A 22,165-nucleotide genomic window follows, 5' to 3' on the forward strand; every position below is an offset into this window, starting at 1 on the left:
GACAGCGCCCTGCAGGACGCTTGCCCGCTTCTTGGGCAGAACAGCGCCCATGAGGACGCTTGCCCGCTTCCATCTCCTCCAAACCGTACTTGTTGGCGCCCTTGTCGCTCGGCTGAACTCCAGGAGTTCAGCTCAAACTCGTACGACATTCGGCCGTGCAGCGCGAGGACCGGAACGGGGCAGGACTCCGGGCGTGCGGGTCGCCCCCTGTGGCGGCCGCTCTATACTCCCTGCCATGCCTGCATCGCTCCCGCACGTCACCCTCGGCCTGGAAGAGGAGGTGTTCGTGCTGTACGGCGACGCGCGCCGGGGCTTCCGGGCCAGCACCGCCAGTTTCGGCGGGCTGGCCCGTCTGCTGTGGCGCGACTGGGCCGGGAACGTGGGGGGCACCGCCAGCAATTTCCGGCGCGGTCCGCCCGCCCGGCGGGAACTGATGAGCAGCGTCGAGGTGTCCACGCCTGTGCACGCGCACCCGGCCACGCTGCTCGCGTCGGCCCTGAGTCGGCGGCAGGAACTGTCGCGCGCCCTGCCGCGCGGCCTGATGGTCCCGCTCGGCCTGCTGCCCGGCAGTGACGCGTACCACACGGCGGGCCTGCACGTTCACGTGGGCGTCACGCCGGACCGGCTGGCCACCGTGTACGGCAATCTCGCGCGGTACCTGCCGGTCCTGGCGCACGCGTCCGCCAGCAGTCCCTGGTGGCAGGGCCGCCCGGCGGGGCCGCTGTCGCGCGTGACGCACAGCTTCGCGCTGGGGCCGCTCACGCCGGACCCGCTCGCCCGCTTCCAGGACCTGATCGTGACGCGCCGCCTGCACACCATCGAACTGCGCGTGCTGGACCCCATCTGGGACCCGGAGCGGCTGCTGGCCGTGCTGACGGCCGTGCATGCCCTCGCGCGTCTCCCCGAGCGCCTCGCGTGGTCGCGGGACACGTACAACCGGCTGCGCGGCACGTACGCCACCGGTCCCGACGAAGAGGTGCGCGCCCTCGCCCGCGAAGTGCAGGCCCTGAGCGGCTTCGACCCCGCGTGGATAGAGGACACTGCCGCGCAGCGCGTGCAGCGCGAATGGGCGGCGCACGGGGAGGCCGCCACGCTCGCCGCGCTGGACGGCGCGTACCGCACGGGCCGCTGGGCGGACGTGGGCACGCCGCACGCCCGGCCCGCCCGCTGGGAGGGCGCGGCGGGATTCGCGGCGTACTACGTGCCGAAACTGCCGTACATGGCCCGCAAGGTCCGCGCGGAGCATCACGCCCGCTGGACCGGCGACGCGCCGGACATTCCCGACACCCTTCCGGCGGACGCGGGCGCTCCCGGACGCTGACGCCCCGGCCGTGACCGGCACGCGGACGGGTCACCAGGGGTTCAGCGGCGCCCCCGCCCGCCCTGATAGACTCCCCCAATGAAGCGTCTCCCGAAACTCCTGCGCGTGCTGCTGCCCGTCGCTGCCGTCTGGGCGGCAGTGCTGTACTTCCTGCAACGCATCTGGTTCTACCGCGACCCCGTCCGCGTCACGCCGCAGGACGACTCGCTGCTCATCAGCCCCTGCGACGGGCAGGTGGTGTACATCCGCCGCGTGCAGGACGGCAGGATCACCGCGCAGAAACTCGGTGAGAGCATCGCCGTGACCGAGATCACGCACGCCGAATGGCCCGAAGGCGTCCAGCCCGGCAACGGCTGGCTGATCGGCATCTACATGAGTCCCCTCGACGTGCACTTCAACTACGCGCCCCTGAACGCCAGCATCAGCGGCATCGTGCACAACGGCGCGAAACTCAACCTGCCGATGGTGGACCTGTGGGAGTACGTGCAGCTCACGTACCTGCGCCGCGCGGTGGACCTCTTCGCGAAACGCTACGCGCTGGAGAACGAACGCCAGACGGTCTTCCTGGAAGGTCAGCTGGGCGGGCAGCCGCTCAAGGTGGCGATGGTGGAGATCGCGGACAAGTTCGTGAACAAGATCAGCACGTACGTCAAGGTCGGCGAGCGCGTGCGGCCCGGCCAGAAGGTCAGCTTCATCGAGCGCGGCTCGCAGGTGGACCTGTTCCTGTTCGCGGAGGACGTGGAGTTCCTGGTGGGCGTGGGCGATCAGGTGTACGGCGCGCTGACGCCCATCGCGCAGCGTCCCGCTCCGGCCAGCCGTTCCCGCTGAGGACCGGGCATGGACTGGCACACCATCAGCCAAGTGCTGTCGCTCGATCACTTCCTGCACTGGCTGAACACCCTCGACCCGCTCGTCGTGCACCTCATCAACGCGGCCCTGCTGCTGGTGGAGGGCGTCGGCGTGCCCGGCATTCCCTTCGAGCCGCCCATGCTGGCCGCCGGGATCCTCGTGCATCAGGGCAAGACGACCCTGCTGGAAAGTATCCTGTGGGGCGGCATCGGCAACTGGATCGGGAACATCGGCGGGTACTACCTGGGCGGGCGCGGCATGCGGATGCTGCCGGAACGCATTCGCGGCAACATGGGCATCCCCGAGGTGCGCGGCTGGCTCGACCGGTACGGCGCGTGGGTGGTGATCATCAGCCGCTGGTTCGGCGCGATCCGGACGCCGTTCATCCTGTACGCGCAGGAGGCGGGCATGGGCATCCAGACGTACGCGCTGTACTCGCTGCTCGGCGCGCTCAGCTGGACGGCGGCGTGGCAGGTGGGCCTGTGGTACTTCGGGAGCGTGTTCATCGAGCTGTGGCACAAGTACCAGTGGTACGTGATCGGGGGCGTGCTGCTGATCCTGGGACTGGTGTACTTCGTGATGACGCGCCGCCGCCGCAGCACGCAGGGCGAGGCCGCGCTGCAGAAGAGCGAGATGCGCGCCGTGCTGGACGACGTGGAAGGCCGCGAACCGGAAGGCCGGGACCGCCAGGACTGATCCGAACTTCGGTCAGGCGGTCACGCCGTCCGGACCGACAGGGAGATGTGATGCAGGGGGAGGGGACGCCAGAGCCCCCTCCCCCTCGTCGTGCCGCCGTTCAGCGCATGCCGGCGGGCGCGGGTTCGGCGTGCACTTCGCCGTCCCGGACGCGCAGGGTGTGGTCGGCCCGCGCGGCCACCTCGGGGTCGTGCGTGATGAGCACCACGGTCCGTCCGGCGCGTGCCGGGGCGAGCAGCAGTTCAAGCACCTCGTTGCCGGTGCGCGTGTCGAGGTTCCCGGTCGGTTCGTCCGCCAGCAGCACCTGCGGGTCGCCGGCCAGCGCGCGCGCCAGTGCCACGCGCTGCGCCTCGCCGCCGGACAGCTGGCTCGGCATGTGGCCCGCGCGGCGCTCCAGGCCCACCTGCGCGAGCAGGGCGCGCGCCCGGTCCCGCCGCTCGCGGGGCGGGACGCCCGCCAGCATGAGCGGGAACTCCACGTTCTCCTGCGCGGACAGGATCGCGACGAGGTTGTGGTTCTGGAACACGAAACCGTAGTGCGCGAGCCGGAAGTCCGCGCGGCCCGCCTCGGTCAGGGCGTGCAGGTCCGTGTCGCCCACCACGACGCGCCCCCCGGACGGGGTGTCGAAGCCCGCCAGCAGGTTCAGCAGGGTGCTCTTGCCGCTCCCGCTCGGGCCGACGACAGCCGTCATGCCCGGCTGGAAGGTGTGCGTGAAGGGCCGCAGGGCGGTGACGGTCCCCTCGCCGCTCGGGTACACGCGGCTGAGGCCCTCGGTACGGAGGCCGGGCAGGGGAGACGTCATGCGCGCCCCAGCGCTTCGGTGATGACAGTCCGGCCTGCCGTGCGCGCCGGGAAGAAGCCCGCCATCAGGCCCAGGAACAGCGAGATCCCGAAGGCCAGCAGCACGAGGCGCGGCGTCAGGGCAGCCGCGTCGATGCTCGCGAGGTTCTGCGTGTACAGGTTCACGCCCCAGATGCCCGCCAGGCCCAGCAGCACCCCGAAGAAGCCGCCCACCAGGGCCAGCAGCAGGCTCTCCGAGAGCACGAGTGCCTGCACGAAGCCGGGCCGCGCTCCGATGGCGCGCAGCGTCCCGAACTCCCGCGTCCGCTCGAACACGCCCATCATCACGGTGTTCGCCACGGCCAGCCCGCCCACGATCAGCGAGATGAGCGAGATGCCGAAACGGACGGCGTCACTGATCTTCAGGGCGCGGTCCACGAAGCTCAGGAAGTCCGACTGCGTCTGCGCTTCGAGGTTCAGCGTCCGGGTGAGGGTGTCCGCCACGCGGCGCGCCTGCCTGGGGTCGGCGAGTTTCACGGCGACGAGCGACACCTTGCCCTGCGCGTCGATGGCGTTCTGGAGGGTGGTGATGGGCAGGAAGATGAAGTTGTCCGTCAGGGCGCTGTCCGGATTGAGGATGCCGGTCACGCGCACGCTGGCGCGGCGGTTCAGGCGCAGCTCACTCCCGATCTTCAGGTGCAGGTTGCTGGCGGCCTTCGCACCCAGCACCGCGACGGGTTTCCCTTCGTCCGGTGCGGTGAAGAGGGCGCCCTGCGCGAGCCTGACCTTCGGGAAGGCGGACGTGACGCCCTGCGCGGCGGGCATGCCGTAGAACACGACGCTCTGCGAGGGGTCGAGGGAGGTGCGCAGGCTCATCACGACGGGCGTGACGAGTGTGATGCCCAGCTGCGGCGCGAGCTTCTGGATGTCCTGGGTGGTGCTCTCATTTAGGCTGGGGCTGGGTGCGAGGCCCTGCGTGAACCCGTTCAGCGACACCTGAATGTCCGGCCCGATCCCGCCGAGTTCGCTGGTGAACACCTTGCGCAGGCCCTCCCCGAGCGACAGGAAGATCACCATGCTCGCCACTGCCACCATGATCCCGAGGGCCGTCAGCACGGTCCTCACCGGGCGGCGGGTCAGTCCGCGCCACGCCAGCTGCCATAAGTCTCTCGTCTTCACACGGGCACGCTAGCGCCTGCGGGAGCGTGCGGGCGCGAGAACGCCTACGGTCTGCGGTGTGCCCGCACGTGAACGGGTCAGCAGGCATGCCCCGAGCCACCGCCCTGGGCTTTCAAACGCAAACGACACGGCCCGCGGCGAAAGGTACACTGGAGGCAGAAAAAGGGAACCCGCCGTGGATTCTGGTCGTCTCCCGGGGTGGGTTCCCTGCGCGTGGGCTTCACTCGCCCACATATTCAGTTGCGCTTGACACCCGTATCGTACTCCCGCGAGTGTCACAGGCTTGTCACGCGGCAAGGTTGTCTAAACCGCGTCTCATGTCCCATCGCAGTCCGGGCGTCAGATCAGCCCCGCACTCTCATGCAGCCCGCCTCTCGCGCCCGTGTCCCGGCGGTCAGATCACCTCGCGGTACGCGACCTGGGAACTGCGCGCCTGCAGCTCCGACTTCAGGTACGCCAGCCCCGGATGACTCAGGGTGGGATCGTGATGCAGCAGGTACTTCGCCAGGGCGCGCGCCTGCTCGATGATCTCCAGGTCACTGCCCAGATCCCCCAGCCTCAGCTCGTCCAGCCCGCTCTGCCGCGTGCCGCGCAACTCCCCGTGCCCGCGCAGCTTCAGGTCCGCCTCCGCGATCACGAACCCGTCCGTGCTGTCCTCGATGATCTTCAGACGCTTGCGGGTCTTCTGACTGTGCTCGCCCGCCACCAGAATGCAGTAACTCTGGTTGCTGCCTCGCCCCACCCGGCCCCGCAGCTGATGCAGCTGCGACAGCCCGAACCGTTCGGCGTTCTCGATCACCATCACGGTCGCGTTCGGCACGTCCACGCCCACCTCGATCACGGTCGTCGACACCAGCACGTCGAACTCCCGGCGGCGGAACACCTCCATCACGTCGTCCTTCTCCTGCGCGCTCATCCGGCCGTGCAGCAGCCCGACGCGCGCCTCCGGCAGCAGCACCCGCAGATCGTCCGCCAGCTGCGTCGCCGCCAGCAGCTCCAGCGTCTCGGACTCCTCGATGAGGGCCGTCACCACGTACGCCTGCCGCCCCTCCCGGATCTGCCGCATCACGAACCCGTAACTCTGCCGCCGCGCCGTGTCCTGAATGAGCTTCGTCTGGATCGGCGTGCGCCCCGGCGGCAACTCGTCGATGACGCTCAACTCCAGGTCCCCGTAACTCGTGAGGGCCAGGCTGCGCGGGATGGGCGTCGCACTCATCACGAGCACGTCCGGGCGACCCGCCAGCAGCTTGCGGCGCTGCATCACCCCGAAGCGGTGCTCCTCGTCCACCACCGCCAGCCCCAGGTTGTGCCACGACACGCCCTCCTGAATGAGCGCCTGCGTGCCCACCACCACGTCCAGCTCACCGTCCGCGATCTGCCGCTGCACTTCCGCCTTCGCCTTCTGCCCCAGCGCGCCGATCAGGAGGCCCACCCGCACCCCGTGCGGCCCGAGGTACCCCGTGAGGCTCGCGTAATGCTGCCGCGCCAGGATCTCCGTCGGTGCCATCAGCGCGCCCTGGTACGCGTCCCGCCACGCCAGGAACAACGCGCACGCCGCGACGGCCGTCTTGCCGGACCCCACGTCGCCCTGCAGCAGCCGCGCCATCTGACGCTCGGCGCGCATGTCGTCCGCGATCTCGTACAGCACGCGCCGCTGCGCGTTCGTGAACGCGAACGGCAACCCCGCCTCGAAGGTCTGCATGTCCGCGTCCGTCGCCCCGAACCGCTTCCCGAACAGCACCGCGTCCTCCCCCTGCAGCAGCACCCGCAACTCCAGGAACAGGTACTCGTCGAATTTCAGGCGCCGGGTCGCGCGCTCCAGATGCGCCTCGTCGTGCGGGAAATGCATGCCCCACAACGCGTCCGGCAGGTCCGTCAGCCCGTACTGCGCCCGCCAGCGCGGTGTCAGGTAATCCCCAATCGGGACGCGCGTCAGCGCCACCTGTACCGCCCGCCGCACGAACTCCTGACTGATCCCGTCACGCGCGTCGTACACCCCGATGATCCGCCCGCTGCTCAGGCTCTCCCCGCCCGCCCCGCCCGACAGCGACTCCATGTGCTCCACCGCCACCTGCACCGAACGTCCGAACCGTTTCGCGCGGCCACTCACGATCAGACGCGCCCCGTCCCGCAGGCCCTTCTCCACCCACGCCTGATTGAACCACGTGCACTTCACGCGCTCCCCCCACGCGTTCTCCAGCGTCACCTCCAGGATCAGCATGCCGGGCCTCGGCGTGCGGCGGTGCTTCGAGACGATCACACCCTCCACCGTCACCTTCTGCCCGTCCTCCACCTGCGCCAGGCTCGGCAGGGCCCGGCGGTCCTCGTGACGGCGCGGGTACTCGTGCAGCAGGTCACGCAGGGTGTGCAGGCCCAGCGCCGTGAACTTCTTCACGGCTCCCGGCCCGAAATTCACGCGCGACAGCTCCGTGCCCGGCGCGAGCGGCGCCCCGTCCGACTCGGGCGGCAGCGCCGGGCGGTTCTCGACCCGCGTGGGGGCCGTCGGCGCGGGCCGCGACGTGGGCGCCAGGGCCGCCAGCGCCGACCGCAGCGCCGCCTCCCGCGCCACCACCGTCAGGTCACCGTACCCGCGCAGCGCCTCACGCACCTTCGGGAACGGGCGCGCGAAATTGTCCAGCAGGCGCTCCATCCCGCCCGACACCGCCCGGTTCTGACAGCCCTGCGCCAGCTCCAGCTCCAGCGGGCGACGCAACTTCTCCTGCATGTCACTCAGCGTCGGCACGCCCCCAGAATAGCAGCCGAACACCCCGCGATCTGTTCAGGACAGAACGGTGCCCGGCCGCACACTCAGCGCGCCCGCAACCCCACCAGAAACGCCGCCACGAACCCCCCACCGAACGGCAGATTCGTCTGCACGATCCCCAGCACCCACGCCCCGAACTCCCGCCCACCCCGCTGCACCCACGGCTCTGCCAGCGCCTGCACCCGACCCCAGTTCACCGTCAACAACCCCTGCCACGCCAGAATCTGCAACGCCAGAAACAACAACCCCACCAGCAGCACCGTCATCCGACCGATCCGCTTGACCGCGAACCCCGCACAGAACCCAAGAATCGCCCCCACCGACAACGAAGGCAGATACGGCCACACCAGCTCAGACACACTCAGCGACAAAGTACAGCGATCCTACCGCAACAACCCGTCCAGCTCCTCCCGCAACGCCAGCAACTCCCCCTCCGGCCGCACCTGCCCCCCCACCCCCGACAACACCCCGCCCGGCAACGGCACCCAGCTCACGCACCCCAGCATCTCCGGCGTCTCCTCCAGCACCAGCGGCGGCACCAGCGGCGACACCCGCACCAACACCGCATGCACCCAGGGCCGATTCCGGTACGCGAACCGCCGCTCGATCGCCTCGGCCGTCAACACCTGAAACGGCTCCAGCTGCACGGCACGCTCCAGCGACTCGACCCTGTACACCGCCACCACCTCCGCCAACGCCGGCAACACCAGCACCCCAGGCGCCGGATCAGCCCGCAACAACCCCCGGAACTCCCCCCTCACCTCCACCGGATTCTGATGCAGAAACGTCGGATACAGCAGAAACCGCCGGTGCTCCACCTCGAACCCCGCATGCGTCTCCATGATCCCGCCCTTCCGGACCACCACCGCCACCCCACCAGCAACAAGAGCCTGACATTGAACATCCCATTCCTTCAGCGCGGGCGGAACCATCATCCCCACAGCATAAAGAAAAACCGCCCCCCACAGGAGGCGGCAAAGCACACGAACGACAGACTCAGGGCATACTGGCAGGCAACCCCGCCGTCGACGCGAGCACCATCTTGCTCCCGTTGAACTGATACGAAACGCCATTGGCAGACGTGACATACCCGTACGTGCCGTTCGCCGTCTGATACACCTGACAGGCCGTCACGCTGGTCGGGAAGGGCGCCGTCGAACCGTTCGTCTTTGCGGTATTGCAATCGGTACTCGTGCTGTCGGCAATCGGTGTTCCATTCACACGACTGGACTCCGCGCCTGTGATGGCGACCTGCAGATAACTCTGCGCCGCCTGACTGTTGGCCGCCTTCCTGGCATTCAGGAGATTCGGGATGAGTGTCGCCGCCAGAATCCCGATGATGGCGATGACAATGAGAAGCTCAATGAGCGTGAAACCCTGTGTGTTCTGCATGCTAGACGACCTCTTTTGGTCTTGATAATTTGGTTCTGTTCGCTAAAACGATGCCAGCCAGGATAAAATATAGTGGTGTGACTGTAGGTACATAGAACCAAGCGAGGAGGTAAATGGCATATGGAAGTAGGCAGGCAGTTATAAGCCAGAAATCACCGCTGGTGCGATAGATTTTCCATGACAAGGAAAAAATAATAACCAAGAATAGCGATAATCCTGTGAAACCATGGCTGTAAAGCTCATCCATAATAATATTATGGGCACGGTGATACAGGATCGAGCCTGTTGAATGGATGTTCTTCTCATCGTCATCAACATAGTATGTGAATCCACCATATGAAACTTGAGCATCTGGAGAAAGATTCAATTCATAACGGAACAGATTTCGTGCATCATCTGGACTAAGATGTTCAAAAACCTGATACGCGAACGTTTCGTCACCCCATCCGAAGAACGGACGTTCAAGGGCAGCGTTCCATGCAGATTTCCACAGAAGCTTGCGCGCCTTTAATGTGTAGGCGGAGCCGTAATCCTTGAAAACGGGTGGTGTGAGTCCGATCATCTGACTGGTCAACGTCACGACGCGTGGCACAGCAAAAATTCCAACCGTGAAAGCTGCGAACACTATCAGCGGGAGCTGCCAACGACCGCGCTTCCCATCAGTTGCCAGCCACAATAGTAAGCCAACCCCTACGCCTAAAGTCGCAGCAGACGTCGTCGCCAGACTGAGACCGAGCAGGGAAGACGTCAGCCAGAGCCAGAACCATCTGTCCTTCACACGATTTCTATAAAAATATACGGGCGCCAGAGACATGATGGCGAACCATCCGCCCAGGTGCTGTCTGTGTCCGACAGTTGCTGCCGGGAAAATCATGTGATCCGAATGGATCCAAGTCCAGAGAGGCCTGAAACCTATCGCCTCTAAGAGAGCTATTATTGCCATAGCGCCGGTAGTAAAAGCTAGAGATCGAATAAGCCAATTCATCTCGATTGCAGAAAGATAGAGGATCGCCGTAATGTAACAAAGAATGAGAAACAGGCTACCGACCTGTAAGTCGTTGCTGCCTAACCATGCATATCCTGGCATAAACGATTGCGCTGAAGAGACGACTATCCATAGAAAATAAGAAATAACTAGCCAGACAATCCTGGATAATCTAAGGATCTTAAAATAACTCACTAGCGGCACACCTTGACTGTTTAAGCTAATTTTCCACAGGCTAACTAACAAGACAAAGCCGAGCAAAAGATAAAATTTTGGCGAATAAACATTATTTTGAATTCTTCCCTGGGAAAACGGCAGGAAGAAAAAACTTAAGACAGGGATGAAACTGGCGAGCAAGAACTGAAAGGCCTTCATGACGTCCTTTTATAGCAGCTAAACAAAAACGCCCCGCGAAAACGGGGCGTCTGCTGACGTAGTGAGATCAGGGAAGGCTGGGGAGCTGAGCGTCAGCGCCGGAAACCACGGTGCTGCCGTTGAACTTGTAGAAGTTGCCGTTGCTGCTCTTGACGACGCCCACAGTGCCGTTGGCGCTCTGGTTGATGAGGCAGGTGGTGTCAACGCTGGAGGGCAGAGATCCACCGAGGATTTTCGCGTCGGTGCAGGCGGTCCCGCTTGCGGTGTTCACCAGGCTCGTGTCGCCGTTGGCACGGGTGCTTTCGGCGGCGGTCACGGCGTTGCGGAGGTAGCTCTGCGCGGCGGTGTTGTTGGCGGCCTTGCGGGCGTTCAGCAGGTTGGGGATGAGCACCGCGGCGAGGATGCCGATGATGGCGATGACGATGAGGAGCTCGATGAGGGTGAAGCCCTGGGTGCGCTTGTTGTTCTTCATGTGTTCTCCTGGGTGGCGTTCCGGATAGGGATTGGATGACCGGATTGCCGTTTTATGGCGTGCAGCTCGGCCTTCTGGCCTTGCCTGCTGAGATCAGGGTACATGGGGTGTTCTTACACGCTTCTTACGTTTTCTCAGAATGTGCGTGGGTTGGGTTTGGAGTGTGGCGTACGGTTTTTGGCGTGTGGGTGGCGTTTTGCCGGGTGCGTGGGGTGTCGAAAGACTTGCGTGTGGGGGTTGCGTTGCCCCCGGGCGGGGGGAGTGCTACACTGCGCTCCGCATTGCTGGCGTAACGCAGCGGCGACTCTCGAACCTGGTCAGGGCCGGAAGGCAGCAGCCATAAGGGATGATCGTCGGGTGCCGTTGCTCACCGGCAATGCTTTTTCATGTCGGTGCGGTGCGGGTAGGCGTGGCGTGCGGCGTGCCGCTATATTCGGGCGCAGATGGCGAGACGTTCTTCCCGTGCCGGCAAGCGACCTGATCCTGAGCCGATCCGGGCGACGAGCATGTGGCGTGTCGATCAGGTGTTCCTGGCGCGCAGCGGGATGCGGACGGAAGTGATTTCGAGTCTCGTGAACGATCATGGGGGGCTGCGGAACCTGTCGGTGGTCGCGCCGACGGAGGACCCGCGTGAGGCGGTGCGGCATGCGGCGCGTTTCGTGGCGGGGAAGGGGAACGTGTCGAGCGCGCGGAATGCGCGGGTGCGCTGGGCGCGGGAGCAGGCGGCGACGGAGCAGGACAGTCTGGTGCGGGATCTGGCGCTGGAGGACGAGTTCCTGGATGCGTTCGAGGAGACGTTGCAGGAGATCCGCGACCGACTGCGCTGACGGGTTTTCCTGGGCCTTTCCGGTGTCAGTCGCCTGCGAGGGCGGCGCGTGACGGGCGGGGTGCGAGGGCGGCGCTGAGGAGCGGCAGGAGGGCGCAGGCGGCGCAGAAGGCGCTGAGCGGCGCGAAGCCGTACCGGGCGATGACGGCCCCGCCGATGAGGGTGCCGGCGCCCGCGGCGAGGTATCCGAGGGCGTCCACTTGGCCCTGCACGCCCGCGTAGGCGGTGAGGGCCTTGCTGCCGGCGACGTAGCAGAGGTTCCAGCCGAGGCCGAGCACGAACATGCTGACGGGCAGCCACGCGCCGGTCAGGAGGGCGGTGAGGGACGCGGCCGCGAGAAGTGCGGCGCCCGTCACGTACCCGAAGCGGCTGCCGAGCCGGTCGAGGAGCGGGCCGGTGAGCCAGCCGAAGCCGAACATTCCGGCGACGTGCAGCGTGATGAGGCCCGCGACGTGCGTGTGGTCCATGCCCATGTGGTGGGCGCGCAGCGGCGTGAGGCTCATCAGGGTGACCATCAGGCCCTGTGCGGTCGCGACGGCCAGGGCGGGCCAGCGGACGGCGTCGTCGGACAGGCGGGCGGGGCGCACGGCGGGGCGGGTGGGTGTGGTGCCGGTCGTGGTTCCGCCGGTGGGGGCGAGGGGTCGCCAGAAGAGGGTGAGGGCCGCGCCGAGCAGCAGGAACGCGCCCGCGAGGAGCCAGCCGACGAGGTCGCTGCTGCTGCCGAGCCGCGCGGCGAGGACCGCGAGCGGGCCGGACAGCGCGCCGCTCGCGGCGGACCCGAGCACGGACGCGAGCATCATGACGCCCATCACGCCCGCCTGCAGGCCCTCGGGGACGCTCTCGGCGACCGCGTAGCGCGCCTGCTGGTACCCGCCCTGCGCCGCGCCGATCAGGGCCGCGCCGAGCAGGAAGACCGGCACGTTCCCGGCCCGTCCGCCCAGGAAGCCGACGACCGCGCCGAGCGTGCCGAGCAGGTACGCGCTCACGAGGCCTGCCCGGCGTCCCACGCGGAGCATCATCAGGCCGAACAGGCCCGCTGACGCGGCGGCCGCGAGCGTGACGAGCGTGCTGGGCAGGCCCGCGAGCGCCTCGTGACCCAGGCCCGCGATCACGAGCGACGCGAGGACGGTGCTGGCCGTGGTGGCCCCGGTGGCGAGCGCCTGCGCCAGGAACAGCAGGACGAGGCCCCTGGATGGCCGGAAGGAAGTCATGCGGGCATTATGGAGCGTCGCCCGCACCCGCAGCACGCGACTGCTCTACGCTGGCGGGCATGACGGACGCGTGGCTGCGGCAGGCGGGGGCGAGGGTGCGCTTCGGGTGGGGCGAGGCGGGCCTGCGCGCCCTCGGGCCGGGCTGCGCGGCGGTCGTGATCGTGGACGTGCTGTCCTTCAGTACCGCGGTGGACGTGGCGCTCGGGCGCGGCGCGGTCGTCCTCCCGTACCGCTGGCGGGACGAGCGCGCCGCGCGGTTCGCGCGGGAGCAGGGGGCGCTCCTCGCGAGTCACGTCCGCCGGTTCACGGACGGCCTCTCGCTGTCGCCCGCGTCGCTCGCCGCGCTGCCTGCGGGCACGCGGCTGGTGCTGCCCTCCCCGAACGGCGGGACGCTCTCCGCCGCCGCGCAGGACGTGACGGGAGCGCAGGTGTTCACGGCCTGCCTGCGCAACGCGGGGGCCGTCGCGGCGCACGTGGCGCGCCTGCCGGGGCCGCTGCTGGTGCTGGCGGCCGGTGAGCGCTGGCCGGACGGCATGCTGCGTCCCGCGCTGGAGGACGAGTGGGGTGCGGGCGCCGTGATCGCCGCGCTGCCCGGCCCGCACTCGCCGGAAGCGGAGGCGGCCGCGCACGCCTACCGGCACGTGCAGGACCGCCTGCCGGACGCGCTGGGCCGCTGCACGTCCGGCCTGGAGCTCGCGCAGCGCGGCTTCGCGGCCGACCTCGCACTCGCCGCCCGGCCGGGCGTGAGTCGCGCCGTGCCGCGCCTGGACGGCCCCGCGTACCGCGACGCGTCCACGCCCGGCCCCTGACCCCGACCCGCGGTGGAGCGTGGCGGGGGCGGTCGGCGCTAGAATCCCCGGCATGACCCGCGTTTTCTCAGGCATCCAACCGACCGGCGAGCCGCACATCGGCAACTACTTCGGAGCGATGCGCAACTACGTCCGGCTCGGCGAGCAGTACGGTCAGGACGCCATCTACTGCATCGTGGACCTGCACGCGCCCACCAACCCCCTCGCGTACGATCCCGCCACCCTCGCGCGCCTCACCTTCGACATGGCGCTCGCCAACATGAGTGTCGGCCTCGACCCGGAAAAGGTCGTGTTCTTCGTGCAGTCGCAGGTGCGCGAGCACAGCGAGCTCGGCTGGATCTTCACGCTGCAGACGCCCGTCGGCGAGCTGGAACGCATGACGCAGTACAAGGACAAGGCCGGGAAGCTGGAGAGCATCCCCGCCGGACTCCTGATGTACCCGGTGCTGCAGGCGGCCGACATCCTGCTGTACAAGGCCGACACCGTCCCCGTCGGCGAGGACCAGGTGCAGCACATCGAGCTGACGCGCGAGATCGCCCGGCGCTTCAACCACACGCACGGCCAGACCTTCCCCGAACCGAAGGCCGTGCTGGAGAAGGACGCGCTGCGCGTGCCCGGCATGGACGGCCAGGGCAAGATGAGCAAGAGCAAGGGCGATACCAGCACCATGGGCGTGCTGGAGAGCATGGACAGCATCTGGGGCAAGCTGCGGACCTCGCCGACCGATCCGGCCCGCGTGCGCCGCACCGACCCTGGCAACCCGGACGTGTGCCTCGTCTTCGATTACCACAAGCTGTTCTCGGACGATACGACGCTGCTGGAGGTCGCGGACGGCTGCCGCACCGCCGGGATCGGCTGCATCGACTGCAAGAAGCGCCTCATGACCGGCATCGAGCGGGAACTGACGCCCATTCAGGCGCGTGCCAGCGAACTGCGGGCGCGTCCCGACGACGTGCTGGGCGGGCTCGCGCACGGTGCGGAACGCGCGCGAGCCATCGCGGCGCCCGTGATGGACGAGGTGCGCAGCAAGATGGGGTTCCTGGGCGCGTCCCCGTCGCAGGAGCACTGAGGCCGTGACGGCCGTGCCGGAAGCGGCCGCCCCCCCGGCACCGGCCGTGCCCGCCCACGCCGGAGGCCCACTGCCGGACGGGTGGGCCTTCACGGTTCGCCTGGACGGGTACGCGGGCGACCTCGCGGGCCTCGCGTCACGCCTGCGCGCCGGGACGCTCCCACCTGCCGCGGTGCCGCTCCTGCAGCTCACGCGCGACCTGCTCGCGTGGGTGGAGCGGTTCACGGCAGACGCGCCCGGCACCTCGGCGGACGTGCACGTCGAACTGCTGCCCGCCCTGGCGGGCGTGATCGCCCTCAAGGCCCGGCTGCTGCTCCCGCAGCCGGAAGCGCCGGACGACCCGGACCCCGGCGACGACTGGACGCACGACGATCCCGTGCTGGAAGGCGTGCAGGCCCTCCAGCACCTCGACGAGCTGGTGCAGCTGCTCGCCGGGCGGCGACAGGCGCGGCAGGGCCTCATTCCCGCCGCGCGCCTCGACCTGAACCTCCCGCGCCGCGCCGCACGCGCGAGCGGACCTCAGGGCCTCGCGCGACTCGTGAAAGCCGCCAGGAACGCCGTGCGCGACGTGCAGGTCCCGCTGCTGTCCGTGGAGCGCCTGACGCTGCAGGACGCGCTCGGCGCGCTGCGCGCCTTCGTGGGTCGCCTGCGCGTCTTCCGGTTCGGCGCGGTGCCCGCCCAGGACTGGGCGGAACGCAGCACGTACTTCGCGGCGCTGCTGGAAGGCGTCAAGGCCGGGGACTTCGTGGTGGAGCAGCTGGAAACGTACGGAGACATCGTGGTCGCGCGGACCGACGTGGCCGCCGCGCACCTCGCCGCGCACCCGCCCGGCCTCCCGGACGCCTGACCGGGAAGGTCAGCAGGGGCCATCTGTCCGGGGATCATCCGGCTGGGGATCATCCGGTTCTGAGCTGAACTTTTGGAGTTCGGCCGAGCGATCAACAACCTATCAGCTGTCCAGCACCTCGATGCCCGCGTCGCGCACCCGCTGCGCCGCGCCCTGCTGACCCTCACCCACCACGCGGATCACGAACCGGCGGCGACCGTCCTCACCGCCCGCCGTGGCGACACTGATGATGTTGCTCGGCAGGAGCGCCTGCACGGCCCGCGCGAGACTGCCCGGCACGTCCGGCATCTCCAGCGTGAGCCGCACACCGCCCTCCCGCAGGCCCAGGATCTCCGTGAAGGCGCGCAGCACGTCACTGACGGTCACCATGCCCGTCAGGCGCCCCGCGTCGTTCAGGACCGGCAGGCCGCCCACCCGGTGCTCCTGCATCCGCAGGGCCGCGTCCTCCATGTCCTCGTTCTCGCTGGCCGTCACGACGGGACGCGCCATCATCTCCGCCACTGTCAGTTTCGACAGCAGGTAATTCAGTTCCCACACGCTGAGGGTGGTGGCCTTGCTGGGCATGGCGTCCTTCAGGTCCTTGCTGGTCGTGATGCCGATCAGGCGCCCGCCCTCCACCACCGGCAGGCGACGGAACCCGTGATCGTTCAGGAGCTTCAGCGCGTCCAGCACCGGCGTGTCCGGCGACACCGAGATCGGGTCGCGCGTCATCCACTCTCCGACCCTCACGCCGCGCCCCGCATGCCCGCAGGGCACCCGCCGCATCCCGGCCCCGTCACTCCCGGCTCACTCGCTCTGGACATGCCGTCAGTGTACCGGAACGCTGACGGACCGCTGACGCGGCCTTTCACGAAGCTCAACATGACGCGTGCTAGCGTGCCTCTCATGAACGTCAAGATGCTCGCTCCCGTTGCCATCGTCGCGGCCCTGGGTTTCGGTACCCTCGCCCCCCACGCCCAGACCCCCGCGCAGAAGATCGGCTTCGTGGACGTCTCCAAAGTCCTGCAGGCTCACCCCAAGAACGCCGACGTGATCGCCCTCAAGAACAAGGCCAACACTGAACTCGGCGCACTCGACAAGCAGATCAAGGACATCCAGGCCAAGGGCGCGAACGCCACCGCCGCCGAGAAGGACCAGGCGACGCAGCTCGTCACGACCATCAACGCCAAGGCGAAGGACTACAACGACCAGCTCGCCAAGGTCGTCGCGCCCATCGAGACGGCCGTGGACGCCGCCGTGTCCAGCACCGCCAAGGCACAGGGCTTCGCCGTCGTGATGGACAAGGCCCAGGCGGCCAGCAACGGCCTCGTCATCTACGCCGACAACAGCACCGACCTGACCGACTCGGTCCTCAAGAACCTCAAGCCCTGAACGGCCTGCAGGCCCGGCACGGTGGCGGCCCCGACTCCAGGGGCCGCCACCGCCTTGAAGGCCAGCGCCGCATGAAAGGAGTGCAGATGCTCAACCCCTCCACCCGCCGAATCGCGCTGCTCGCGCCGCTGGCCCTGCTCACCCTGCAGCCGCACGCGCAGCAGTCCAAGACCAAGGTCGGCATCGTGAACGTGCAGACCGTCGTGTCCGCCATCCCCAGCGGCAGCGGCTTCGTGACGCTCAGCCGCAAGGCCGACGCGGACCTGCAGGCGCAGGCCAGGAACGTTCAGGCGCTCCAGGCCAAAGCCAGCGCGCGCGGCGCGACCACCGCCAGCAAGAACGCGTACACGGCCGCCGTCAAGAAGTACCAGACGGCCACGCAGACGTACCAGAAGCAGCTCGCCGCCGCCTTCGCACCGCTCGCCACGCGCGTCAACACCGCCGTCGCGTCCGTCGCCAGGGCGAACGGCTACAGCGTGGTCCTCGACCAGCGTGCCGCGCACGGCCTCGTCATCTACGCCGACCCCAGGAGCACAGACCTGACCGCCGCCGTCACCGCCAGGGTCAAGGCCGGGAAGTAACCCTACCGGGAAGCGCAGAGGGGGGCCAGCCGTTCGTCGGCTGGCCCCTTCCTGCTGCCGTGGCTGTCTGGTCAGTCGTGGGCGACGCTGCCGTCCACGCCGTGACCGGTGTACGCGCGGAACTGCATCGCTTCGAACGCCGCTTCCTCGTCCGGGCGGCGGTTGCGTGCGCCGACCATGCTGCCCAGGAACGCGAACAGGAATCCGGCGGGAATGCTGACGATGCCGGGATTCTCGAGCGGGAACAGGGCGTTCGCCTGCACGAGGTGCCGCGCGGCGGGCTTCACGTCCGGTGCGTCGACCTTCATGATGTTGGGGCTCACGGCGATCAGCAGCAGGCACGTGAGGATGCCGCCCACGATGCCCCAGATGGCGCCCGTGGCGTTGAAGCGCCGCCAGAACAGCGTGAGCAGGATGACCGGCAGGTTCGCGCTCGCCGCGACCGCGAAGGCCAGCGCGACCAGGAACGCGACGTTGAAGCTCTGCGCGAGGTACCCGAGGAAGCACGCGACGACGCCGATGGTGACGGTGGCGATGCGCGCCACGCGGACCTGCTCGTCGCTGCTGGCCTCCCCGCGGCGCATCACGCCGTTGTAGATGTCATGCGCGAAACTGGTGCTGGCCGTGATCGTGAGGCCTGCCACGACTGCCAGGATGGTCGCGAAGGCGACGGCGCTGATGAATGCCAGGAACAGCTGTCCGCCCAGGAACTCCGCGAGGAGCGGCGCGGCCATGTTGCCGGCCTTGTTGGCCGCCTCGATGGCGGTCTTGCCGACGAGGACGTTCGCGGCGTTGCCGAGCAGACTCGTCATGACGTAGAACGCCCCGATGATGCCCATGGCCCACACGACGCTCTTGCGGGCGTCCTGGGCGGTCGGCACGGTGTAGAAGCGCACGAGGATGTGCGGGAGGCCCGCCGTGCCGAGCACGAGCGCCATTCCCAGGCTGATCAGGTCGATGGGGTTCTTGTACTTCACGCCCGCCCCGAGGAATTCCGCGCCGTTCCTCGCCTCGACCTGTCCGAGCAGGTCCGAGAAGCTCCACCCGAAGCGGTTCAGGATCAGGACGCTCATGATGACGGTGCCGATCATCAGCAGGACGGCCTTCACGATCTGCACCCAGGTGGTGGCGAGCATCCCGCCGAACACCACGTACGTGATCATGAGGACGCCCACCAGCGGGATGCTCAGTTCGGGCTTCAGGACGCCGCCGGACAGCAGCGTGATGAGGCTGCCCGCGCCGACCACCTGCGCGATCATGTAGAAGGCGCTGATGACGAGGGTGGACACGGCGGCGTACGTGCGGACGCGCGGGTCCCTGAGACGGTACACGAGCATGTCGGCGAGCGTGTACTTGCCGAGGTTCCGGAGCGGTTCGGCCACCACGAACAGCACCGTCAGGTACGCGACGAACCACCCGACGCTGTACATGAAGCCGTCGTAGCCGTTCAGGGCGATGAGGCCCGTGATGCCGAGGAAGGACGCGGCGCTCATGTAGTCCCCGGCGATGGCGACGCCGTTCTGCCATGCGGTGATGCGGCCGCCCGCGACGTAGAAGTCGCTGGCGCTGCGGGTGCTGCTGCTCGCCCAGTACGTGATGCCGAGCGTGATGAGCACGATGACGGCTGCGATGAGCAGCGTCACGCGCGCGCCCCGGCGTTGGCGCTAGCCTGCGCGGCGAGACGGTCGAAGCCGCGGACACGCACCATGTACACGGCGGCCATCACCCAGCCCATGACGAACTCCATGAAGGCCATCACGTACCCGAACGTCACGTTCCCGAACACCTTGCTGGCCATGAGGGGCTTGTTGTACCCGGCCAGGACGGGCAGCAGGAAGTACAGCACCAGGAAGAGGACGGTCATGCTGACCGTGAAGCGGTTGCGTTCCGCGACCAGACGCCGGAACGCGTCGTCCTGCCGACCGTAGGGTTGAGCCTGCTGCATGGGACCTCCTGAACGTCGCCCGGAGGCAGTCGGGGGACCCCGGTGGTCCGTGCCGCTGCGCGTTCTGGTTGTGGGTTCAGAATCAGTGTAGGATCACGCCTGCCCCTGAGCAAGCGTTCATCTGGACGCAGTTCAGGATTCCTGTCACACGCTTCGGAACACACCGGCCAGCCTTTCGAATGCAAGGCGGCCCGGGCGGGCACGTACCCCGTGCCATGCTGAAGGCATGAACGACGATCTCCCCGCCCGCGAGGCCATCTTCGGCGCGCAGCACGACCGCATCTTCGACCGCCTGACGGGCCTCGACCCGGATCTCGCCACGTACATCCGCGACTTCGCGTACGACACCGTGTACGAACGCCCCGGGCTCGACCTGAAGACCAAGGAACTCCTCGCTTGCACGCTGCTGCTGTCGCTCGGCAGTCCCGACGAGCTCCGCACGCACCTGCGCGGCGCGATGCGCGCGGGCGCGACCGAACAGGAGGTCCGCGAGACCCTGCTGTTCGCCGCGCCCTTCGTCGGCTTTCCGCGCGTGGTGGCGGCCTTCGCGCAGCTGCGCGCCCTGCTGCACCCCCGCCCCGGGTCCTGAAGACAGGTGGGTGCAGCACAGGAGCGGCGCACCCGGCAGATGGGTGCGCCGCTCCTCAGGTCAGGGCCCCGGTTACTTTTCGAGATCCGTGCGGTCCGGCGTGGCGGGCACGTCCTTCTGCGAATCCAGCGCCGCCTGACCGTGCTCGTCCGGCTTCACGGCGAGCGGGTCGATGACGGGCGTCTCGGTGCTCACGCTGCCGAGCAGGATGCCCAGCACGCCCGACGCGCGCGCCTGCTCCACCGCGCGGTGCGTGATGATCTCCCCGATGTTCAGGATCACCTGATCCTGCGGGTCCAGCACCACGCGGTTCACGGGCCGACCCACCGCGTCCTCGATGCGGCGCTCCTCGACCTCGTCCGTGGCGCGGTCACGCGTCTCCGCGATCCACGACCGCGCGCGCTCCAGCAGGCCCGCCGCGCCCTCCTTCACGTTCTGCGCGCCGCTCGCGAGCCGTTCGGACGCCACCGCCACGCCGCTCTCGGCAGGCGCGCCGCCGTTCACGGCCGCGGCGAGGTCCGCCTCGCGTCCCAGCGACCGGGCGCGTTCCAGCAGTGTCAGCGTCACGATCTGGCCCTGCGCGGCCACGAAGGTCCGGTTCGGGCCGTACACGTCGCGCTGCACGCGCCGACCCAGCAGCGCTTCGGGCGCGTCCGCCGTGCCCGACGGCAGGCGCGACGTGACGGCCTCACGCACGCCCTGCAGGCCCTCCTGCACGCTGCCGCCCGTCGCGGCGGCCACCAGTGCGCCCAGCACGCCCTTGTCCTCGGCGATGCCCGCGTGCACCGCGCTGATCGTCTCGCCTCTGGGCACGATCACGAGTCCGTCGGGGGACTGCACGTCGCTGCCCGCCGTGCGGCCCACCACGTACTCCTTCTGGCGCTCGCGCGTCGCGGTTCCGATGTTCTCCAGGCCGCCCTGCACGTTCTCGCGGGCGCTGCCGTACAGCTCCTGCATGGCCCCGCCGCCCGCCGCGGCCGTCAGCGAGCCGAGCAGGCCCAGGCGTTCCGCCTCGTCTGCCTGCGCGGCCGTGATGACGTCGCCCGCGCGCACCACCGTCACGGCGGGCGTGTCGCCTTCCGCGTCCGTCGTCACGTCACTGGCGGCCGTCTTGCCGACCACGAAGGTCTTCTGCCGTTCGCGGGTGGCCTGCGCCACGTTCCCGGCGGCCTCCTTCACGTTGTCGGCCACCGTTCCGGCCGCGGCCTTGACGCTGTCGGCGGCGCTGCCGAAGGCACCCTGCAGGCCGCCCGCCTCCTGCTCCTCCATCGCGTGCGCCACCTCGGGCGGCACGATGGCGGCCTCCGCGCCGATCGTGACGCTTTCCGGGGCGGGCACGAAGGTCCGGCCGGAACTCAGGTCACTGAACAGGCCGCCCGTCGCCTCGTAGCCCACCACGCGGCCGCTGATCTCGTCGAAGAACACGTCCGCGATCCGGCCGAGCGCCTTGCCGTCCGTGGTGAGCAGGTTCAGGCCCGCGAGGCCCGTCTTGCTGTTCATCGCTTCCGTCAGGACGGGGTCGTCCTTGGCACTCACCACGTCGGCGGCACTGCCGACCATGATGGCGTCCTCACCGACGCTGCGGACGTTCCCGAAGGGAATCACGCGCGCCGAGTGGAACCAGCCGCCCTCGTCGATCAGGAGGGCCAGCACGTGGTTGCCCTGCTCGTCGAAGATCAGGTCGCGTACACTGTCGAGCCGTTCGCCGCCGTCCAGCGTGACGATGCGGCGGCCGATCACTTCCTTGCCTTTCAACATAACCTGCTCCTTGGTCGTTGTGTCGGACCTGCGCGGTCCGCGTGGGGTCCTGCGTGGGGTACGTGCGGCTCAGCCCGCGCGGCTCAGAAGCCGAGGTTGAGCATGCCGTTCGGTTTCAGGTACAGGAAGTACGCCAGCAGTGCCAGCACGATCAGCACCACGACGACGATCAGGATGCCTGCGCCGCCACCTCCGCCCTTGCCATTCAGTCGGGTCATCTTGCCTCCTCCCGCAGTGTAGTGAGGGGGCATGGGCGCGCCGCTGAGAAATCCCGGGGGGGACTTGGGGCAGCCTTGCCTCAATCTTGATCTGACGCTCGTGAACCGGGGGGACGCCTTCGCCCTCC

Annotated in this window: 24 protein-coding genes and 1 other RNA gene; 11 read left to right on the forward strand and 14 right to left on the reverse strand. The window is 68.3% G+C overall.

Annotation, left to right across the window (positions count from 1 at the left end):
• Positions 1–235: 235 nt before the first annotated feature.
• The 3 genes from IEY33_RS09435 (at position 236) to IEY33_RS09445 (ending at position 2,866) form a co-directional block, all read left to right on the forward strand.
• Positions 236–1,321 (forward strand): glutamate-cysteine ligase family protein, encoded by a 1,086-nt coding sequence (locus IEY33_RS09435; RefSeq protein ID WP_188962730.1) that lies wholly within the window; start codon positions 236–238, stop codon positions 1,319–1,321.
• Between the two features lie 78 nt (positions 1,322–1,399).
• The gene (locus IEY33_RS09440; protein WP_188962732.1) at positions 1,400–2,149 is read left to right on the forward strand and encodes a phosphatidylserine decarboxylase; all 750 of its coding nucleotides are present in this window, start codon (positions 1,400–1,402) and stop codon (positions 2,147–2,149) included.
• A 9-nt stretch (positions 2,150–2,158) separates the two neighbouring features.
• Positions 2,159–2,866, forward strand: coding sequence for a DedA family protein (locus tag IEY33_RS09445; RefSeq protein WP_188962735.1), 708 nt, complete (start codon positions 2,159–2,161; stop codon positions 2,864–2,866).
• 100 nt (positions 2,867–2,966) lie between these two features.
• Here the strand turns inward: IEY33_RS09445 and IEY33_RS09450 are convergent, their stop codons facing one another.
• From IEY33_RS09450 to IEY33_RS09485, 8 genes are all read right to left on the reverse strand, one after another.
• The gene (locus IEY33_RS09450; protein ID WP_188962738.1) at positions 2,967–3,668 is read right to left on the reverse strand and encodes an ABC transporter ATP-binding protein; all 702 of its coding nucleotides are present in this window, start codon (positions 3,666–3,668) and stop codon (positions 2,967–2,969) included.
• Positions 3,665–4,825 carry an ABC transporter permease gene (locus IEY33_RS09455; protein ID WP_188962740.1) on the reverse strand — a complete coding sequence of 387 codons (1,161 nt, stop codon included), beginning with the start codon at positions 4,823–4,825 and terminating at the stop codon, positions 3,665–3,667. Before IEY33_RS09455 ends, IEY33_RS09450 begins: the two co-directional genes overlap by 4 nt.
• 394 nt (positions 4,826–5,219) lie before the next feature.
• Positions 5,220–7,550, reverse strand: a complete 2,331-nt coding sequence (gene recG, locus IEY33_RS09460; RefSeq protein ID WP_373288042.1) for an ATP-dependent DNA helicase RecG — start codon at positions 7,548–7,550, stop codon at positions 5,220–5,222.
• Positions 7,551–7,633: 83 nt separating this feature from the next.
• On the reverse strand, positions 7,634–7,948 hold the full coding sequence (locus tag IEY33_RS09465; RefSeq protein ID WP_306415609.1) for an FUN14 domain-containing protein: 315 nt from the start codon (positions 7,946–7,948) through the stop codon (positions 7,634–7,636).
• Between the two features lie 24 nt (positions 7,949–7,972).
• Positions 7,973–8,521 carry a DUF1802 family protein gene (locus IEY33_RS09470; protein WP_188962974.1) on the reverse strand — a complete coding sequence of 183 codons (549 nt, stop codon included), beginning with the start codon at positions 8,519–8,521 and terminating at the stop codon, positions 7,973–7,975.
• A 64-nt stretch (positions 8,522–8,585) separates the two neighbouring features.
• Positions 8,586–8,981, reverse strand: coding sequence for a type II secretion system protein (locus IEY33_RS19245; protein ID WP_188962744.1), 396 nt, complete (start codon positions 8,979–8,981; stop codon positions 8,586–8,588).
• Position 8,982: 1 nt separating this feature from the next.
• Complete coding sequence (locus IEY33_RS09480; RefSeq protein ID WP_188962746.1) at positions 8,983–10,341, reverse strand: O-antigen ligase family protein; 1,359 nt, start codon at positions 10,339–10,341, stop codon at positions 8,983–8,985.
• A gap of 67 nt (positions 10,342–10,408) precedes the next feature.
• Positions 10,409–10,813: a prepilin-type N-terminal cleavage/methylation domain-containing protein gene (locus IEY33_RS09485; RefSeq protein WP_188962749.1), complete on the reverse strand. Its 405-nt coding sequence runs from the start codon at positions 10,811–10,813 to the stop codon at positions 10,409–10,411.
• Positions 10,814–11,094: 281 nt separating this feature from the next.
• On the opposite strand from IEY33_RS09485, the gene ffs reads away from it, so the two are divergent.
• Both ffs and IEY33_RS09495 read left to right on the forward strand, forming a co-directional pair.
• Positions 11,095–11,193, forward strand: an RNA gene (ffs, locus tag IEY33_RS09490) — signal recognition particle sRNA small type.
• A gap of 63 nt (positions 11,194–11,256) precedes the next feature.
• Positions 11,257–11,640 carry a hypothetical protein gene (locus tag IEY33_RS09495; RefSeq protein WP_188962751.1) on the forward strand — a complete coding sequence of 128 codons (384 nt, stop codon included), beginning with the start codon at positions 11,257–11,259 and terminating at the stop codon, positions 11,638–11,640.
• Between the two features lie 25 nt (positions 11,641–11,665).
• Here the strand turns inward: IEY33_RS09495 and IEY33_RS09500 are convergent, their stop codons facing one another.
• The gene (locus IEY33_RS09500) at positions 11,666–12,850 is read right to left on the reverse strand and encodes an MFS transporter (RefSeq protein WP_188962753.1); all 1,185 of its coding nucleotides are present in this window, start codon (positions 12,848–12,850) and stop codon (positions 11,666–11,668) included.
• Between the two features lie 59 nt (positions 12,851–12,909).
• On the opposite strand from IEY33_RS09500, the gene IEY33_RS09505 reads away from it, so the two are divergent.
• Genes IEY33_RS09505 through IEY33_RS09515 form a run of 3 tightly spaced genes read left to right on the forward strand, consistent with a single transcriptional unit; the run spans position 12,910 to position 15,575 of the window.
• A complete protein-coding gene (locus IEY33_RS09505; protein WP_188962756.1) occupies positions 12,910–13,659 on the forward strand; it encodes a 2-phosphosulfolactate phosphatase in 750 nt (249 codons plus the stop codon).
• A gap of 52 nt (positions 13,660–13,711) precedes the next feature.
• Positions 13,712–14,728, forward strand: a complete 1,017-nt coding sequence (gene trpS, locus IEY33_RS09510; protein ID WP_188962758.1) for a tryptophan--tRNA ligase — start codon at positions 13,712–13,714, stop codon at positions 14,726–14,728.
• A gap of 4 nt (positions 14,729–14,732) precedes the next feature.
• Positions 14,733–15,575 (forward strand): segregation/condensation protein A, encoded by an 843-nt coding sequence (locus tag IEY33_RS09515; RefSeq protein ID WP_306415610.1) that lies wholly within the window; start codon positions 14,733–14,735, stop codon positions 15,573–15,575.
• A 102-nt stretch (positions 15,576–15,677) separates the two neighbouring features.
• Here the strand turns inward: IEY33_RS09515 and IEY33_RS09520 are convergent, their stop codons facing one another.
• Positions 15,678–16,304 carry a CBS and ACT domain-containing protein gene (locus IEY33_RS09520; RefSeq protein ID WP_188962760.1) on the reverse strand — a complete coding sequence of 209 codons (627 nt, stop codon included), beginning with the start codon at positions 16,302–16,304 and terminating at the stop codon, positions 15,678–15,680.
• 156 nt (positions 16,305–16,460) lie between these two features.
• Here IEY33_RS09520 and IEY33_RS09525 point away from each other — a divergent pair, with 156 nt between their 5' ends.
• The gene (locus IEY33_RS09525) at positions 16,461–16,946 is read left to right on the forward strand and encodes an OmpH/Skp family outer membrane protein (RefSeq protein WP_188962763.1); all 486 of its coding nucleotides are present in this window, start codon (positions 16,461–16,463) and stop codon (positions 16,944–16,946) included.
• Between the two features lie 86 nt (positions 16,947–17,032).
• On the forward strand, positions 17,033–17,527 hold the full coding sequence (locus tag IEY33_RS09530; protein WP_188962765.1) for an OmpH/Skp family outer membrane protein: 495 nt from the start codon (positions 17,033–17,035) through the stop codon (positions 17,525–17,527).
• Between the two features lie 71 nt (positions 17,528–17,598).
• On the opposite strand, the gene IEY33_RS09535 is transcribed toward IEY33_RS09530, so the two are convergent.
• Together IEY33_RS09535 and IEY33_RS09540 are read right to left on the reverse strand one after the other, a co-directional pair.
• Positions 17,599–19,170: a solute symporter family protein gene (locus IEY33_RS09535; protein WP_188962767.1), complete on the reverse strand. Its 1,572-nt coding sequence runs from the start codon at positions 19,168–19,170 to the stop codon at positions 17,599–17,601.
• The gene (locus IEY33_RS09540; protein ID WP_188962769.1) at positions 19,167–19,472 is read right to left on the reverse strand and encodes a DUF485 domain-containing protein; all 306 of its coding nucleotides are present in this window, start codon (positions 19,470–19,472) and stop codon (positions 19,167–19,169) included. Before IEY33_RS09540 ends, IEY33_RS09535 begins: the two co-directional genes overlap by 4 nt.
• Before the next feature lie 226 nt (positions 19,473–19,698).
• On the opposite strand from IEY33_RS09540, the gene IEY33_RS09545 reads away from it, so the two are divergent.
• Positions 19,699–20,061, forward strand: a complete 363-nt coding sequence (locus tag IEY33_RS09545; protein WP_188962772.1) for a carboxymuconolactone decarboxylase family protein — start codon at positions 19,699–19,701, stop codon at positions 20,059–20,061.
• A gap of 72 nt (positions 20,062–20,133) precedes the next feature.
• Here IEY33_RS09545 and IEY33_RS09550 read toward each other — a convergent pair whose 3' ends face one another.
• Both IEY33_RS09550 and IEY33_RS19465 read right to left on the reverse strand, forming a co-directional pair.
• Positions 20,134–21,819, reverse strand: coding sequence for a PRC-barrel domain-containing protein (locus tag IEY33_RS09550; protein ID WP_188962775.1), 1,686 nt, complete (start codon positions 21,817–21,819; stop codon positions 20,134–20,136).
• An 83-nt stretch (positions 21,820–21,902) separates the two neighbouring features.
• Positions 21,903–22,037: a hypothetical protein gene (locus IEY33_RS19465; RefSeq protein ID WP_268238823.1), complete on the reverse strand. Its 135-nt coding sequence runs from the start codon at positions 22,035–22,037 to the stop codon at positions 21,903–21,905.
• Positions 22,038–22,165: the final 128 nt, after the last annotated feature.

Origin of the sequence: Deinococcus aquiradiocola (genome assembly GCF_014646915.1) — a bacterium.
In the GTDB taxonomy this organism is placed as follows: Bacteria; Deinococcota; Deinococci; order Deinococcales; family Deinococcaceae; genus Deinococcus; species Deinococcus aquiradiocola.